General features: G+C 40.1%; 19 protein-coding genes and 1 tRNA gene. 8 read left to right on the forward strand and 12 right to left on the reverse strand.

The window, feature by feature from the left end; all coding sequences use genetic code 11:
• The first annotated feature begins 24 nt into the window (after positions 1–24).
• From C8P64_RS04745 to C8P64_RS04770, 6 genes are all read left to right on the forward strand, one after another.
• A complete protein-coding gene (locus tag C8P64_RS04745) occupies positions 25–672 on the forward strand; it encodes a thymidine kinase (RefSeq protein WP_108170879.1) in 648 nt (215 codons plus the stop codon).
• Complete coding sequence (gene alr / locus C8P64_RS04750; protein WP_108170880.1) at positions 665–1,774, forward strand: alanine racemase; 1,110 nt, start codon at positions 665–667, stop codon at positions 1,772–1,774. Before C8P64_RS04745 ends, alr begins: the two co-directional genes overlap by 8 nt.
• 64 nt (positions 1,775–1,838) lie before the next feature.
• A complete protein-coding gene (gene mscL / locus C8P64_RS04755) occupies positions 1,839–2,267 on the forward strand; it encodes a large conductance mechanosensitive channel protein MscL (protein WP_108170881.1) in 429 nt (142 codons plus the stop codon).
• A gap of 190 nt (positions 2,268–2,457) precedes the next feature.
• Positions 2,458–3,447 carry an aspartate-semialdehyde dehydrogenase gene (locus C8P64_RS04760; RefSeq protein ID WP_108170882.1) on the forward strand — a complete coding sequence of 330 codons (990 nt, stop codon included), beginning with the start codon at positions 2,458–2,460 and terminating at the stop codon, positions 3,445–3,447.
• Between the two features lie 92 nt (positions 3,448–3,539).
• A complete protein-coding gene (locus C8P64_RS04765) occupies positions 3,540–5,696 on the forward strand; it encodes a prolyl oligopeptidase family serine peptidase (RefSeq protein ID WP_108170883.1) in 2,157 nt (718 codons plus the stop codon).
• 85 nt (positions 5,697–5,781) lie between these two features.
• Positions 5,782–6,750, forward strand: a complete 969-nt coding sequence (locus tag C8P64_RS04770; RefSeq protein ID WP_108170884.1) for an ABC transporter ATP-binding protein — start codon at positions 5,782–5,784, stop codon at positions 6,748–6,750.
• On the opposite strand, the gene C8P64_RS04775 is transcribed toward C8P64_RS04770, so the two are convergent.
• From C8P64_RS04775 to pdxA, 9 genes are all read right to left on the reverse strand, one after another.
• Entirely contained in the window at positions 6,743–7,198 is a 456-nt protein-coding gene (locus tag C8P64_RS04775) for a transcription elongation factor (RefSeq protein WP_108170885.1), read from the reverse strand. The two genes, C8P64_RS04770 and C8P64_RS04775, sit on opposite strands and share 8 nt — an antisense overlap.
• Complete coding sequence (mtgA, locus tag C8P64_RS04780) at positions 7,198–7,869, reverse strand: monofunctional biosynthetic peptidoglycan transglycosylase (protein ID WP_108170886.1); 672 nt, start codon at positions 7,867–7,869, stop codon at positions 7,198–7,200. The genes C8P64_RS04775 and mtgA overlap by 1 nt, the downstream gene beginning before the upstream one ends.
• Positions 7,866–8,987 carry an NAD(P)/FAD-dependent oxidoreductase gene (locus C8P64_RS04785; protein WP_108170887.1) on the reverse strand — a complete coding sequence of 374 codons (1,122 nt, stop codon included), beginning with the start codon at positions 8,985–8,987 and terminating at the stop codon, positions 7,866–7,868. Before C8P64_RS04785 ends, mtgA begins: the two co-directional genes overlap by 4 nt.
• 73 nt (positions 8,988–9,060) lie before the next feature.
• Entirely contained in the window at positions 9,061–10,416 is a 1,356-nt protein-coding gene (gene accC, locus C8P64_RS04790) for an acetyl-CoA carboxylase biotin carboxylase subunit (RefSeq protein ID WP_108170888.1), read from the reverse strand.
• A 65-nt stretch (positions 10,417–10,481) separates the two neighbouring features.
• Positions 10,482–10,985 carry an acetyl-CoA carboxylase biotin carboxyl carrier protein gene (gene accB / locus C8P64_RS04795; protein WP_108170889.1) on the reverse strand — a complete coding sequence of 168 codons (504 nt, stop codon included), beginning with the start codon at positions 10,983–10,985 and terminating at the stop codon, positions 10,482–10,484.
• Positions 10,986–11,004: 19 nt separating this feature from the next.
• Positions 11,005–12,003, reverse strand: a complete 999-nt coding sequence (locus C8P64_RS04800) for a beta-ketoacyl-ACP synthase III (RefSeq protein ID WP_108170890.1) — start codon at positions 12,001–12,003, stop codon at positions 11,005–11,007.
• A 180-nt stretch (positions 12,004–12,183) separates the two neighbouring features.
• Complete coding sequence (rpmF, locus tag C8P64_RS04805) at positions 12,184–12,381, reverse strand: 50S ribosomal protein L32 (RefSeq protein ID WP_026932948.1); 198 nt, start codon at positions 12,379–12,381, stop codon at positions 12,184–12,186.
• A gap of 13 nt (positions 12,382–12,394) precedes the next feature.
• Positions 12,395–12,928: a YceD family protein gene (locus C8P64_RS04810; protein ID WP_108171284.1), complete on the reverse strand. Its 534-nt coding sequence runs from the start codon at positions 12,926–12,928 to the stop codon at positions 12,395–12,397.
• Positions 12,929–13,022: 94 nt separating this feature from the next.
• Complete coding sequence (gene pdxA / locus C8P64_RS04815) at positions 13,023–14,069, reverse strand: 4-hydroxythreonine-4-phosphate dehydrogenase PdxA (RefSeq protein WP_108170891.1); 1,047 nt, start codon at positions 14,067–14,069, stop codon at positions 13,023–13,025.
• 61 nt (positions 14,070–14,130) lie between these two features.
• On the opposite strand from pdxA, the gene C8P64_RS04820 reads away from it, so the two are divergent.
• Entirely contained in the window at positions 14,131–14,718 is a 588-nt protein-coding gene (locus C8P64_RS04820) for a riboflavin synthase (protein ID WP_108170892.1), read from the forward strand.
• Here C8P64_RS04820 and C8P64_RS04825 read toward each other — a convergent pair.
• From C8P64_RS04825 to mce, 3 genes are all read right to left on the reverse strand, one after another.
• Positions 14,702–14,980 (reverse strand): hypothetical protein, encoded by a 279-nt coding sequence (locus tag C8P64_RS04825; RefSeq protein WP_146167178.1) that lies wholly within the window; start codon positions 14,978–14,980, stop codon positions 14,702–14,704. The genes C8P64_RS04820 and C8P64_RS04825 overlap by 17 nt on opposite strands.
• Positions 14,981–15,813: 833 nt before the next feature.
• Positions 15,814–15,887 (reverse strand) — tRNA-Ile (locus tag C8P64_RS04830).
• A 67-nt stretch (positions 15,888–15,954) separates the two neighbouring features.
• On the reverse strand, positions 15,955–16,353 hold the full coding sequence (gene mce, locus C8P64_RS04835; RefSeq protein WP_108170894.1) for a methylmalonyl-CoA epimerase: 399 nt from the start codon (positions 16,351–16,353) through the stop codon (positions 15,955–15,957).
• Between the two features lie 101 nt (positions 16,354–16,454).
• Between mce and rbfA the strand changes: the two genes are divergently transcribed.
• Entirely contained in the window at positions 16,455–16,850 is a 396-nt protein-coding gene (gene rbfA / locus C8P64_RS04840; RefSeq protein WP_108170895.1) for a 30S ribosome-binding factor RbfA, read from the forward strand.
• Position 16,851 lies beyond the last annotated feature (1 nt).

Genomic DNA, 16,851 nt, shown 5'->3' on the forward strand with positions numbered 1-16,851 from the left:
CCAATTCGATTTGAAAAATACAAAATGTTTCTCGAAAATACAGTAAATCACGAAGAGCAATTTGGCTGGATTGAAGTTATTTGCGGCTCTATGTTTTCCGGTAAAACCGAAGAACTAATCCGTAGACTGAAACGTGCAAAATTTGCAAAACAGAACGTAGAGATCTTTAAACCCGCTATCGACACAAGATACGACGAGGAGATGGTGGTGTCTCACGATTCTAATGAGATACGTTCCACGCCGGTGCCTTCTGCGGCCAATATCAGGATCCTGGCAGACGGCTGTGATGTGGTTGGGATAGATGAGGCCCAGTTCTTTGATGATGAGATCGTGACCGTTTGCAATGACCTGGCGAACCAGGGAGTGCGGGTGATAGTTGCCGGCCTGGACATGGATTTTAAAGGAAATCCATTTGGCCCAATGCCCAACCTGATGGCTACGGCAGAATATGTAACCAAGGTACATGCTGTTTGTACCCGTACCGGGAACCTGGCGCAGTTCAGCTATAGAAAAGCGATCAACGATGACCTGGTATTTCTTGGGGAAAATGAAGAATATGAACCTTTAAGCAGGGCCGCTTATTACAAAGCCATGTTGAAAGAAAGGGTTAAAAAACTTGATGTAAAGGAACCCGAAGAATTAAAATCTAAAGCAAAAGAAGAAAATGCCTGAAGCCAAAGAAACCGTTCTGGAAATCGATCTTGGGAACCTGGCTCATAACTATCGTTTTTTACGATCTAAATTAGACAAGGATGTAAAATTCCTTTCGGTGGTGAAAGCTCATGCCTACGGAAGCGATTCTGTGGCTATCGCTAAAAAACTTCAGGAATTAGGGACAGATTATTTCGCGGTGGCTTATGTGGAAGAAGGAATAAGACTTCGTGAAAACGGCATTACTCTACCTATTTTGGTCTTGCATCCTCAGGTACTCCATTTTGAAGAGATCATCGAACATTGCCTGGAACCAAATCTTTATAGCGAAAGAACTTTAAAGGCATTTATTTCTGCTGCTGAAAAATCCAATCTAAAAGACTATCCGGTACATATTAAACTGAACACAGGTCTTAATCGTTTAGGCTTCGATCAACCTGAAATAAAAAAAGTATTTGACCTGGTGACCGGCACCAAGTCAATAAAAATCGCTTCTGTTTTCTCTCATCTTGCCGCGAGCGAGGACTGGCAGGAAAGAGATTTTACTATCGGGCAGATAGATCTTTTCAGGAAAATGACCTGGCAACTAATAGAAAACCTGGACTACGAGCCAATTCTCCATATCTGCAACACTTCAGGAGTCATCAATTACCCAAAAGCCGCTTTCAGCATGGTAAGAACGGGTATTGGTCTTTATGGCTATGGAAATGATAAGAATGTAGATCCCGAATTAAAACCGGTAGGTACCTTAAAAACCATTATTTCCCAGATCCGTGAAATTGGAAAAGGTGATACCGTAGGATACAACCGGGTCTTTAAAGCAGAGAAACCTACCAGAATCGCGACGCTGCCCATTGGGCATGCAGATGGTATTAACCGGATCTACGGCAAACAAAAAGCCGGCGTTTATGTAAACGGGAAATATGCTCCAATCGTAGGCAACGTCTGCATGGATATTATCATGATCAATGTTACAGGTATAGACTGTGAAGAAGGCGATGAAGTCATCGTTTTTGGCGGACCTCAACATCCTGTTGCTTTTGCTGAAGCCGGAGGTACTATTTCTTATGAGCTTATCACCGGAATACAACGCAGGGTTTCCAAAAAGATCATCCCCGAATAAGTCTCTATCTTACATTAATTTTTTTTATATAAATTAGGGCTCAACTAACTACTAATACTTTAATATGGGCTTTTTAAAAGATTTTAAAACCTTTCTTTTTCAGAAGGATATTGTAATGCTGGCAACTGCCGTGGTAATTGGTGCGGCCTTTAACAAGATTGTTACCTCAGTGGTAAATGATGTTATAATGCCAATTATTGGGGTGCTTACCGGCGGAATAGATTTTACTCAAAAATTCATTTCCCTGGATGGGAAAGCATATGCCAGTCTGGACGCAGCCAAGGAAGCTGAAGCTGCAGTCATCACTTATGGTAATCTAATTCAGGCCATTATCTATTTTATTATCATTGGCTTTTTCATATTTTTGGTTTTGAGATCTTATGAAAAGACCAAGAAAAAAGAAAATGTAGAAGAAGCTCCAGCACCAAAAGGGCCAACTCAGGAGGAAATTCTTCTGGAAATTAGAGACGAACTAAGAAAACAAACACCATAAAGAAATACGCTTACCGCTACACTATTCATTTTGAACACTAAACCCCGATGAGAATCGGGGTCTTTTTTTAACAAATTGTACAAATCTGTTTAAATTTTTATAGCGCGATTATTTTTTAGCTTTAAAATATTTTAGGTTATTCACCAACCAATACCTTTGCAATCAAAATTTTAATAAAATACAGTATCCTATGAAAATAGCTGTTGTTGGAGCCACCGGGATGGTAGGAAGCGTAATGCTGAAAGTACTAGAAGAAAGAAATTTTCCGTTAACTGAGCTTATTCCTGTAGCTTCAGAAAAATCTGTAGGAAAAAAGATCAAATTCGGAGATAAGGAATTTGAAGTAGTTGGTTTAGAAACTGCTGTTGCTATGAAACCTGAGATCGCATTATTTTCAGCTGGTGGAGATACTTCTTTAGCCTGGGCACCAAAATTTGCCGAGGCCGGTACTACCGTGATCGATAACTCTTCAGCCTGGAGAATGAATCCAAAACATAAACTGGTCATTCCAGAGATCAATGCAGATCTACTTACTGCAGATGATAAGATCATCGCGAATCCAAATTGTTCGACTATACAGCTGCTTATGGCCTTAAAGCCATTGCACGATGCATATAATATTAAACGTGTGGTAGTTTCCACTTACCAGTCCATTACCGGGACCGGAGTAAAGGCAGTAAAACAACTGGAAAATGAATATGCCGGGGAAAGCGGAGATATGGCTTATCCTTATCCAATTCACAGAAATGCCTTACCGCATTGTGATGTATTCCAGGATAACGGCTACACCAAGGAAGAAATGAAGCTTACTAATGAGACCAAGAAGATTCTTGGTGATGATTCAGTAAATGTCACCGCGACCGCAATTAGAATTCCGGTTGTGGGTGGACATTCAGAATCTGTAAATATCGAATTCAGCAAAGAATTTGAAGAGGGCGATGTGCGAAAACGTCTTAGCGATTTTCCTGGTATTACCGTGCAGGATAACCCAGCAGTAAACACATATCCTATGCCTATTTACGCAGAAGGTAAAGATGATGTTTTCGTTGGGCGAATTAGAAGAGATCACTCCCAGCCGAATACTTTAAACATGTGGATCGTTGCAGATAACCTGCGCAAAGGTGCGGCTACCAATGCCATACAGATCGCAGAATATCTCATAGAAAATAAACTGGTATAGAAATTCCAAATATTTCAATAAATTTAAAGACCTGAAAGAGTTTAACTTTCAGGTTTTTTTTGTCTTAATTTATGTTCTATCAAATTTGAAATATGAAAAAAATAAGTACCGCTATTTGTGTTCTGGGTTTAATCACCTATTCTAACACAGCAAATAGTCAAAATCCAAATGAATTGAAATACCCCGAAACTAAAAAAGTAGATACGGTTACCGATTATTTCGGTACCAAGGTTGAGGATCCATACCGCTGGCTGGAAGACGATCGCAGCGAAGAGACCGAAAACTGGGTAAAGGCACAGAATAAGGTTACCTTCAATTATCTGAAGCAGATCCCTTATCGCGACCAACTCAAAAAAAGACTTACTCAGCTTTGGGATTATGAAAAACTAAGTGCCCCTTTTACCGAGGGAGATTACATTTATTTCTTCAAAAATGACGGTTTGCAGAACCAGAGCGTGATGTACCGCAAAAAAGGAGAAGAAGGGAAAGCCGAAATTTTCCTTGATCCGAATAAATTTAGTGAAGATGGCACTACTTCCCTTGGAGGGTTGAGCTTCTCTAAAGATGGAAAAATTCTTGCTTATGCCATTTCAGAAGGCGGAAGCGACTGGAGAAAGATTATCGTTATGGATGCTGAAAATAAAAAGATCCTGGGAGATACCATCAGGGATGTAAAATTCAGCGGTATGTCCTGGAAAGGAAATGACGGTTTCTTCTATTCCAGCTATGACAAACCAGATGGTAGCGAGCTTTCTGCCAAAACAGATCAGCATAAATTATATTACCATAAACTGGGAACTGCACAATCTGAAGATAAAGTCATCTTTGGAGCTACCCCAGAACAGAAACACAGGTATGTTGGTGGTGGTGTTACTGAAGATGATCACTACCTTACCATTTCTGCAAGGAATTCAACTTCTGGTGGAAAGTTATTCTTAATGGACCTTACCAAGGAAGATCCTGAACTGGTAACTATCCTGGACCACGAAAAAACCGATTCTTATGTGATCAAAAACGAGGGTAGCAAGCTATTTATCGTAACCAACCTTGACGCTCCCAATAAAAGGATCGTAAGCGTAGATGCTTCCAACCCTACTCCAGAGAACTGGGAAGATTTTATTCCTGAAACCGAAAACGTGTTAAGTCCTTCTACCGCAGGTGGCGATTTCTTTGCAGAGTATATGGTAGATGCCATTTCACAGGTAAAACAATATGATTCTGAAGGGAATTTAATTCGTGAAGTGGAACTTCCTGGAATTGGTTCTGCCGGAGGATTTGGCGCCAAAGAAGATGAAAAAGTGCTTTATTACTCTTTCACGAATTATGTAACTCCGGGTACTATCTACAAATACGATATAGAAAAAGGTACTTCTGAAGTATACAATAAGCCAAATATCGATTTTGATCCTGAGAATTACGAAAGCAAACAGGTTTTCTATGATTCCAAGGACGGTACAAAAGTGCCTATGATCATTACCTATAAAAAGGGAACCGAAATGAATGGCGAGAACCCAACCATACTTTATGGATATGGTGGATTCAATATTAGCCTAACCCCAGGATTCAGCACTGCAATGAGCGTTTGGCTGGAACAGGGCGGTATTTATGCGGTACCTAATCTACGTGGAGGTGGAGAATATGGTAAAGAATGGCACGATGCCGGTATCAAGCTAAAGAAGCAAAATGTATTTGATGATTTTATCGCCGCCGCGGAATATCTTATAGCCAACGATTACACTTCCAGCGACAAACTGGCGGTAAGAGGAGGTTCCAACGGTGGACTACTGGTTGGAGCAACCATGACCCAGCGTCCAGATCTTATGCAAGTGGCATTGCCTGCGGTTGGGGTAATGGACATGCTTAGATATCACACTTTCACTGCTGGTGCTGGCTGGGCTTACGATTATGGTACGGCTGAAGACAACAAGGAAATGTTTGAATATCTTTACGGGTATTCCCCAGTACACAATGTAAAAGAAGGAGTGGAATATCCTGCTACGATGGTAACTACGGGAGACCATGATGACCGTGTGGTTCCAGCGCATTCTTTCAAGTTTGCTGCCGAGTTACAAGACAAGCATGCCGGTGAGGAGCCTGTACTTATTAGAATCGAGACCAAAGCAGGTCACGGAGCAGGTAAACCAACCAGCATGATCATCGAAGAATATGCAGATATTTTTGGATTTACCCTTTACAATATGGGTTATAAAGACCTTCCGAAAGACATCGAAAAAGGTGTGGGACAATAAAACAGGAAATACCATATAAATTGATAAAGCGCGGATTATGTTCCGCGCTTTTTTTATTTTAACTTCGACCTTATATTTCCTCAATATGCTGAAACTTCAGAATGTATCCTTCGCCTACCAAAAAGAACCGGTTCTAAAAAACATAAGTTTTGAGATCGGAAAAGGTCAGAATGTTTCGGTGATCGGAGAAAGTGGCTGCGGAAAAAGCACTCTTTTAAAACTGATTTACGGCCTTTTACATACAGATGGGAAAGTAAGCTGGAACGGAGAAGAAATGCTGGGACCAAATTTCAACCTGGTGCCCGGGGAACCTTTTATAAAATACCTGGCTCAGGATTTTGATCTTATGCTGCCCCTCACGGCTGCAGAAAATGTAGGAAAACATCTTAGTAATTTTTATCCGGTCAAAAAGAAAAGGCGCATTAAAGAGTTACTGGAAGTAGTGGAAATGGAAGATCTGGCCGATAAAAAGGCAAAACTTCTTAGCGGTGGACAGCAACAACGTATCGCTTTAGCCCGCGCCCTGGCCAAGGAACCGGAATTAATTCTACTGGATGAACCTTTCAGCCATATAGATCATTTCAGAAAAAACAACCTGAGAAGACGCCTGTTTTCTTACCTGAAAGAAAAGAATATTACCTGTATCGTGGCAACGCACGATAGTACCGATGCCCTTTCCTTTGCAGACCACACCTTTGTTCTGAAGAATGGAAATATTTATGCCGATGGCACTCCTGAAGAACTGTATAAATCGCCACCCAATAAATATATCGCCTCGCTATTCGGGGATGTGAACCATATCATGCTGAAAAATTTAAAAGAAAATGAGAGCAGCCGTAAAAGAGTGGTTTTATATCCTCACGATATTAGCATTGTTAAAAGTTCTCCTATAAAGGCTGAAGTAAAGAACACGTATTTCAAAGGAGAAAACTTCCTTATTCAGGCAAAATTGAATGGTGAGGAGGTATTAGTAGAACATAAGAATGATATTCAACCCGGAAAAACCATATCATTAAAAGTCCCTGAAAAACTGATCGAGGAGCGACTTAAGTGATCTCTAAAACTTCAAATTCACGCCTGTTAAATACGGCTTTTTCACCTGCTTTTTTGCCGAGTAAAACCTGGGCGATAGGTGATTTGATCCCAACTGCATAGAATTTATCTTTACCACTTGAGATCTCCCCTGCCGGAATAGAAATAAAATATTTAGCGACATTGGTCACGACGATGCTTCCCAGAATTACATTGCCGTTGGGTTTATATTCTTCGATCCTGTTCAGGATATTTCCCAGCCGGTCATATTCATTTAGCTGAACGCTTAATTTATTCCATTCGATATTGATCATTTCCCTGCCGGTCTCAAATTTATCGCCGGCACTGCTTTTGGATTCGTTCTCAAGGTCTTCCTTGAGTCCGTCCATGGCTCTTTTAACCACCGAAACTCTCGTTTGAAGATAATCCCGGCAGGCAGATATTAAGTCTTGACGTCTTTCAGCTTCCATTATTCCAGCATAAATTTTCCGTAATTCTGCATCTGTCTTACGATCCAGTTCTTTCGACGCTGAATGAAGTTTGATGCTGGATTTGCCCGATATTCCCTGGGATTAGGCAAAACCGCGGCGATTGCTGCAGCTTCGTATGGCCCCAGTTTAGAAGCATCTTTTTTAAACCAGTGTTGAGATGCGGCCTGGGCTCCATATACGCCTTTACCCATTTCTATACTATTCAGGTAAACTTCCAGGATCCTTTCTTTACTCCAGATCATTTCGATTAAAAAAGTAAAATAGGCTTCCATTCCTTTTCTAAACCAGGTTCTTCCTGGCCACAGAAATACATTTTTAGCAGTTTGTTGCGAGATCGTAGAGGCACCACGAATCTTTCTACCCGAGCGGTTATCTTCCATCGCTTTCTGGATAGCTTCAAAATCGAAACCACTATGGTTTTCAAAATTCTGGTCTTCACTGGCGATGACCGCCAGTTGTAAATGCCTTGAAATTTCATCGATAGGAACCCAATCATGTTCTACCGGTTCTTCAGGATTTTCGAAGTATCGTATCGCCATCAAAGGCGTAAATGGAACCGGAACGAACTTATAGATTACCACCATAAGAATACTGAAAAGGAAAAGACCCAACAGGATCTTAAAAATAAATTTGAAAAATCTTTTTATCATGATCTTATGGCTAGCTCTGCGATTTCCTTTCCAACGAGGCTGCCAATGGCAATTCCCATTCCGCCAAGGCGCACACCGCAATAAATATTTTTAGAAAGTTCTTTTACAATTGGTTTCTTCTGTACCCCAACTCCCATAATCCCGCTCCAGGATTGCTGAATTTCAAAATCGGTTTCCGGTAGGATGCAGGTTTCGAGTAGTTCTTTTAATTTATCCTGGATCAGGTCTGTCAATCCGGTCTCATCTGTTTCTTCGGTTTTAAAATCAAGGTTTCTCCCGCCTCCAAACAAAACTCTATCTCCAATATTACGGAAATAATAATAACCCTTATCCAGGTGAAAAGTGCCTTTAAAGGGAATATCTGTAATAGGCTTGGTGACCAGTACCTGTGCCCTGGCCGGTTTCACCTCTTCTATACCCAGCCTGGATGCGAAGCCATTGGTAGCGATGATCAGTTTTTTGACTTCCAGGTCAAATTCTGAAGTTTCAACACTTATCCCATTTGTAGATTGCTCAAAAGATCTTACTTCCACACAGTTAAGAATACGGATATCTTTCTCGATAGCCTTCTTCACTAAAGCGCTCATCATTTTACCGGTATCTATCTGGCCCTCGAATTTATTGAAGATGAGTTTTGGCTGAATTTTTTTAAACCCGAATTTATTTTCGGCGATTTCAAATACCTCTCCCTGGAATACCTCTTTTAAAAGATCGTTTATTTCAGGAATCCGGAGAAGACATTCCTCGTAAAGCTCTTTATCGGCTTCAGTAAAAAGTTCATATCCTCCTTTTTCCTGATAATCGATAATATCATCGCCCAGATTATTCCGAAGCAATTCCAGGCCCATTTTACGCTTTTCGCATAACTGCACCACCTCTTGTCTCGAATGTGTCTTAAGATCGTCCAGGATCTCTGAAATACTCCCAAAACAAGCAAATCCGGCATTCTTGGTGCTGGCACCTTCGGGCAACATCCCTTTTTCCAGGATGAGCACCTTAGCTTCCGGCTCAGATTCCCTGATCTTCAAGGCACAATTTAGTCCGGTAATGCCACTGCCAACGATACAATAATCGATATTAGAAAACCAGGAATCGGTCTCCCAGAAAGAAAAATTCATAGGTTAGTATTTCTACGGCTGAAATTACAAAATATTGGACATAAAAAAACCCCGGAATTACCGGGGTTTCAATTTATGCTTGCTCTTCCTGAGGCTTCATCTTGAAATCCTCCATGAATTTTGTAGTATAATTTCCTTCTACATAATCTGGATGATCCATCAGCTGCCTGTGGAAAGGTATCGTTGTTTTAATTCCTTCGATCACAAACTCGTCTAAAGCTCGCTTCATCTTATTGATCGCTTCTTCTCTGGTTTGAGCAGTAGTGATCAATTTGGCGATCATAGAGTCATAGTTTGGCGGGATGGTATAGCCACTGTAAACGTGGGTATCTATACGAATTCCATGTCCTCCGGGTGCATGTAAATTCGTGATCTTACCTGGAGAAGGACGGAAGTTATGGTAAGGATCTTCCGCATTAATTCTACATTCTATAGAGTGTAATTGCGGAAAATAGTTCTTTCCTGAAATTGGCACTCCTGCCGCTACAAGGATCTGCTCACGAATAAGGTCATAATCTATTACCTGCTCGGTAATTGGATGCTCTACCTGTATACGTGTGTTCATCTCCATGAAGTAGAAATTCCTGTGCTTGTCTACAAGGAATTCAACCGTACCGGCTCCTTCATATTTAATATATTCTGCTGCCTTAACCGCTGCGTCTCCCATTTTCTTACGAAGGGTATCGGTCATGAATGGAGACGGAGTTTCTTCAGTTAACTTCTGGTGACGACGTTGTACCGAACAATCCCTTTCAGAAAGGTGACAGGCTTTACCGCTACTGTCTCCCACGATCTGGATCTCGATATGGCGAGGCTCTTCAATAAGCTTCTCCATATACATCCCGTCATTACCAAAAGAGGCATCTGCTTCTTTTCTGGCAGATTCCCATGCTGGTTCAAGATCTTCCTCTTTCCAAACGGCACGCATACCTTTACCACCACCACCGGCAGTAGCTTTTAGCATTACCGGAAAGCCGATATCCTTGGCCAGCTTCATGCATTCTTTAAAATCCTTGATAATTCCCTCAGATCCCGGAACACAAGGAACTCCTGCAGCTCTCATCGTAGCTTTTGCAGTCGCCTTATCTCCCATTTTACTGATCATATCTGGAGAAGCACCGATGAATTTGATATCGTGCTCTTCACAGATCTTAGAGAATTTGGCATTTTCAGATAAGAATCCGTATCCCGGATGTATCGCATCAGCATTGGTAATTTCTGCTGCTGCAATGATATTTGATATTTTAAGATAAGAAAGGTTACTCGGTGCAGGTCCTATACAAACGGCCTCATCGGCAAATCTTACATGAAGACTTTCAGCGTCTGCTGTAGAGTATACCGCAACCGTCTTTATACCCATTTCTTTACAGGTACGGATAACACGCAATGCGATCTCCCCTCTGTTGGCAATCAATATTTTTTTAAACATACCTAGTTGCTTTTAAAGTTCTGAAGCCCATAAACGGGCTTACAGTTGTTAAAACGGGCAGTAAATTATGACGGATCAACTAAAAATAAAGGCTGATCAAATTCTACCGGAGAAGAATCCTCAACCAATACTTTTACGATCTTTCCAGAAACTTCACTTTCGATCTCGTTGAAAAGTTTCATCGCCTCGATGATACAAAGTACATCTCCTTCTTTAATAGTATCTCCAACCTCAGCAAAAGTTGGCTTGTCTGGAGAAGGTTTTCTATAGAAAGTACCAATAATAGGAGATTTCACAGTGATATACTTAGACTCATCATCGCCAGAATCTTTTGATTCTTTTTGCGGAGCAGCGCTTTCCTGAGGTGCAGGTGCTTGTTGCTGCTGCGGTTGCTGAGCCGGCATCTGCTGTTGTGGCATATGCTGCGGAACATGTTGTACTATGGTAGTTTCTTTATCGTCTGAACCTGTTCTAATAGTGATCTTTACATCACCTGTTTCCAGTTTCACCTCGCTTGCGCCAGACTTGGCTACAAATTTAATCAGGTTCTGAATTTCCTTTAAATCCATAATATTTGGTGTTGGTTTTTTATGAGTTATAAGCCCATTTAAGGTAAGCAGCTCCCCATGTGAAGCCACCTCCAAAAGAGGCAAATATTAAATTATCTCCTTTTTTAAAGTTCTTTTCGTAATCGCTAAGCAAAAGAGGTAAAGTAGCAGAAGTGGTGTTACCATATCTCTGGATGTTCATCAAGACCTTATCCTCATCGTTAAGTCCCATCCTGTTCGCTGTCGCATCTATGATTCGCTTGTTTGCCTGGTGTGCCACCAGCCAGTTTACGTCTTCGTTAGAAAGATCATTTCTTTTCATGATCTGTTCACTAACCCCGGCCATATTGGAAACCGCGAATTTAAATACAGTCTTCCCATCCTGTTGCACGAAATGAAGTTTTCTTGCCACAGTTTCTTCAGTTGGTGGCATAAGAGATCCACCAGCTTCGATCTTTAAAGATTCCCTACCAATGGAATCGCTTTTTAATATTTCATCCTGAAGTCCAAGGCCTTCAGTATTTGGTTCCATCAATACTGCTCCGGCACCATCTCCAAAGATGATACAGGTAGTACGATCTGTATAGTCTATTATAGAAGACATCTTATCTGCCCCTATTAATAGCACTTTTTTATATCTCCCTGCTTCAATATAAGCCGCGGCGGTAGACATTCCATATAAGAAACTGGAACATGCTGCCTGCAGGTCATAAGAAAAGGCGTTTGTAGCGCCTATCTGGGTAGCCACATGCACACCGGTAGATGCCACAGGCATGTCTGGTGTGGCCGTAGCCATAATAACAAGATCTATTTCTTTGGGGTCCAGGTTGGTTTTGCGAAGTATATCTTTTGCTGCCTGGATTGCTAAATATGAAGTTCCTTTATTAGGATCTTTAAGAATATGTCTTTCTTTAATTCCCGTCCTGGTGGTGATCCATTCATCGTTCGTATCCACCATTTCTTCCAACATCTTGTTGGTTAAAATATCCTCAGGCACGTAAGCACCTACAGCCGTGATCGCTGCCGTGATTTTACTCATAAATTTGGATTTAATTCACCCTTCACCGGCCTTTCCTTTGAACTCTCCATAAATAGAAAATTACTAAAATTAATTATAACCGGCGTGCAAATTAAGGTCTTTTTAGGACTTAATCAACTAAAAACAAAAAACTCCCACGATGTGAGAGTTCCTGTAATTTTTTGAAGCTCTAAGTGTCGACTAAGCCTCTACTTCTTCAGTATTATCAATTAATACCTGACCACGGTAATAAAGTTTACCTTCGTGCCAGTGAGCTCTGTGATAAAGGTGTGCTTCACCTGTTACAGAATCTACAGCCACTTTTGGAGCTGAAGCTTTATAATGTGTTCTTCTTTTATCTCTTCTGGTTTTCGAGATTTTTCTCTTTGGATGTGCCATGGCTTCCTATTAATTATTCGTTTAATAAATTTTTTAATTTGTCCCAGCGAGGATCTATATCATCCTCATTTTTCTTTTTCTGATTTTTCAAACTAAGTTCTTCTAGCTTGTCGAGTACTTCAGATTTCAATGTGCCGTCTTCAACTCCCGGATGTATCCTCTTTTGAGGTACCGAAAGTACGACCAACTCATATATGTACTGCTGAATATTCACTTCGTAATCGCCATGTGGCAGAATAAGCAAATCTTCATCCTCATTATTGAATTCATCCCCAAACTTGATCACCAAGAACAACTCGCTATCTATGGGTTGATCATAAGGTTCGTTCGTAAGATCGCAATTAACATTTACTGTCCCGGTTGCTCTGAAGGTAAGCTCCATCATGGTGCTTTTCTTTTCGAACAACAAATCGATCTTTACATCGGATTTATTGAATTCCTCGTACTCAAAATGTTCAAAGAACCTGTTATCTAACTCATACTCAAACTGGTGCTTTCCAAGCTTTAATCCCTTAAAAGGAATTGTAAACTCTGCTAAATTCCTCATTTCTCCACAGTTTTGAGTGCCCACGTTTCCGTTAAGGCGGGTGCAAAGATATAAAAATTAATTAATTATGTTCTTTTTATAAACAAATTTCTGTTTATATCTTCCTTCCCTGTTTTTGCAGCTGATTTTCGGTAAGATCCTTATATTCTTCTCTTGCTTTAAAGATCTCGATACCTTTAAATACAGCCTCTTTAAAAGAGTTGATATTTGCTTCGTTCTTACCCGCTATTTCAAAAGCGGTTCCATGATCTGGTGAAGTTCTCACTTTATTTAATCCAGCAGTGAAATTCACCCCCATCCCAAAAGATAAGGTCTTGAAAGGCACCAGTCCCTGGTCATGGTAAGAAGCTATTACCGCGTCAAAATTCTTATAGTTCTTGGTTCCGAAGAAACTATCTGCCGCGTAAGGACCAAAAACCAGGTCTCCCTTGTCCCTTAATTTCTTTATGGTCGGTTTTAAAACTTCTTCGTCCTCCTTACCAATTAAACCATTATCCCCACTATGCGGATTAATACCCAGAACGGCGATTTTCGGCTTTCTTACCCTGAAATCACTTTTCAAAGTTTCCTGGATGATCTTTATCTTTTTCTCGATCAATTCCGGAGTAATTACCGAAGCGATATCTTTTAGTGCCACATGGTCTGTTAATAATCCAACCTTGAGATTATCTGTGATCATGAACATAAGGCTTTGACCTCCAAGTTCTTTCGCCAGGTAATCTGTATGACCCGGGAAATTGAATTTATCAGATTGAATGGTCGCTTTATTAATAGGTGCAGTTACCAGCACATCGATTTCATCCTTTTTCAATGCTGCCGTAGCAGCCTCTAAAGATCTAAAGGCATACTCACCGATCTTTACGTCTTCCTCGCCAAAATTAATATTGACGTTTTCCTTCCAGACATTCACCACATTCACTTTCCCGTCAACCGCATTAGAAGGCTGATCTATGGCATGCAAATGAATGGACAGTTTATATTGTTTCTTTAAAAAATTGAGAATCTTAATATTCGCAAAGATAATTGGGGTACAAAAATCGAGCATCCTGGAATCATCAAAGGTCTTAAGTACAATTTCACTACCAATTCCATTAAGATCACCAATACTAATTCCCAATTTGATCATTTCGGCTTGTTTCATAAAGTTTCCCGATATAATATTTTAATTTTACACACAAATGTAACCATTATTATAGAAAGGAATGTTCACAGGAATAGTAGAAGAATTAGGAAAGATCGTTAAACTGGAGAAATCTGGCACTAACCTCGACATTACAGTTGAAGCAGGTATGACACCTGAATTAAAGATAGACCAGAGTGTTTCTCACAACGGGGTATGCCTAACCGTTGTTTCCACAGAAAACGAGCAATACAAGGTTACAGCAGTAAAAGAGACCCTGGACAAGACCAATATAGGTCTGCTAAAAACAGGCGATGTCGTGAATCTGGAACGCGGAATGAAACTCGGGGACCGTTTAGATGGGCATATTGTACAGGGACATGTAGACCAAACTGCAACATGTAAAAGTTTAAAAGAAGCTGATGGTAGCTGGGAGTTCACTTTTGAGTACGATCCTAATATTGGAAATATCACTATAGAAAAAGGATCTATCACCGTTAACGGGGTAAGCCTAACCGTGGTGAATTCAAGAATTAACGAATTTAGCGTGGCGATTATCCCTTACACCTATGAACATACTACATTTAAATATCTTAAAGCCGGGGATACAGTTAACCTGGAATTTGATGTAATAGGGAAATATGTGAAAAGGATCACTGAGCTGTCTTAGCATTCCCGAAATCGCGCAATTTATAACAGCCGTACATTAAACCTACGGCCATGAGTATATAAACGTAATCATCTATGGGCAAGCAAAGCCCGGGTGGAGGTGGCACTCCGTTCCCGTTCCCGTTACCAGGATCACATGGTGGTCCCTTGTGACGTTTTTCGGTAGGAGCCGGCGGACCCTTACCGTCTTTTTGAGCATAAGAGGTAACCGATACTCCCACTAAAAGAGTAATGCATAGCAATATACACCTAAGTTGCCCCATTGATGTTCGGTTAGTATTTTCGACGAATGCCCTGATAATTAATATTATAATTCTAAAATCACTTACTAAAGTAAGAATTTTCCACAATCAAATCACCTTTATCCGGGATAAAGGTAGAGCATAGAAAACTTACTTCAAGAAAATATACGTAATATGTAAGGTTTTGGTTCCTAAGACAGCAAGAGAAAACAAAAAATTGAACTATCTATCTATGAACCAACTACTTCAATGTTCTCAAATTTATATAATTAGTGAATTCAATTCAAAATTAATTAGGCAAATTTTACCACATTCGGGGTAAATGTATCATCTATTGAATTTCTAAGCGACAGAACATTTCGTTTTAACAAATGTTATAGGTTTTCAGCATAAATCTGAATCATTCAGAAAATATGATATTTTAATTTGCTCAGTGCTTGCTGCTAAGATGATTGGCGCCTTTTTAAGGAAGTTAATTGACTGAATTTCAGTAAAAAGCTTTCAATATTTCACATATATCGTTAAAACAATTACTTATACCGTTAACCATATCTCCCTAGTCGGGATAATTTTACCAAAAATAACCGGAATGATTAAGAATAAAAGCGAAAAGAGATTATTAGTTCTTTCCATAGGCCTTAGTGTTCTGGCGATATTGGTTTTTGTGTATTTCGTAATGTACCTACAATAATATACTGAAGAATTAAATACCTCGCTGTCTATAGCGATGGTACCCAATTAATAAATTAACCAGCCCTGCAGAAATGCGGGGCTTTTTTTTGTGGCTAAATGCAGGAAAAAGAAAAAATGTAGAAACAAAAAAACCTGCCTTAAAAAAGACAGGTTTTATAATGTGGTCCCACTTGGGCTCGAACCAAGGACCACCTGATTATGAGTCAGGTGCTCTAACCAACTGAGCTATGGGACCTGATACGTATTTGTATCGCGAGCGCAAATTTAGATAATTGCAAGTTACGCACCAAACAAAAATATTCCTATTTTTCCTGACACAGCTCTACCAGTACGCCATTGGCATCTTTTGGATGCATAAAAGCCACGATCTTATTATCTGCGCCGGGTTTTGGCTGCTCATTCAGCAATCTAAAACCTTCTCCTTTAAGCCTTTCTATTTCCGCTTTGATATCATCTACATAGAACGCCATGTGGTGAATACCTTCGCCTCTTTTTTCAATAAATTTTGAGATCGGGCTATCCGGACTCGTTGCCGCGAGCAATTCTATCTTGCTTTCTCCAACTTTAAAGAAAGAAGTAGCCACTCCCTCGCTTTCTACCTCCTCGGTTTTATAATGTTCCGCTCCTAAAACAGCTTTATAGGTTTTGTTGGCCGCTTCCAGGTCTTTTACCGCGATTCCTATATGTTCTATTCTCCTCATGTATCTTCTATTTAGCAAAACAAATATCAATAAATAATGTTATATGATTCAAATTCATTTATATGAAGATAAATCACAGTTAAAAATTTTACTTTTGTAGCATGGAAGAAACAAACAGACAAAAAAAGATAGGTGGATTATTGCAGAAGGATCTGGCTGATGTCTTACAGAATTCATTAAGAGACAGCGGCAGGACAGGAATTCTTGTTTCTGTTTCTAAAGTAAGAGTAACTACAGACCTTTCTATAGCGAAGGCATACGTAAGTATATTCCCTTCTAAACACCAGGAAGAGGTGATCAAAGAGATCAATGAAAATAAATCACAGATCAAACATGAGATCGCCCAGAGAACAAGGCATCAGCTTAGAAAAATGCCCGATCTGAGCTTTTTCATTGATGACTCTCTTGAATACATAGATGGTATCGAAAAATCTATTAAAGGCAAGGAAGATCCTGTGGCCAACCCCGATCTTTTAGACAAGAGGAAAAAATCTTAAT

Origin of the sequence: Christiangramia gaetbulicola, assembly GCF_003054225.1 — a bacterium.
Lineage (GTDB): Bacteria > Bacteroidota > Bacteroidia > Flavobacteriales > Flavobacteriaceae > Christiangramia > Christiangramia gaetbulicola.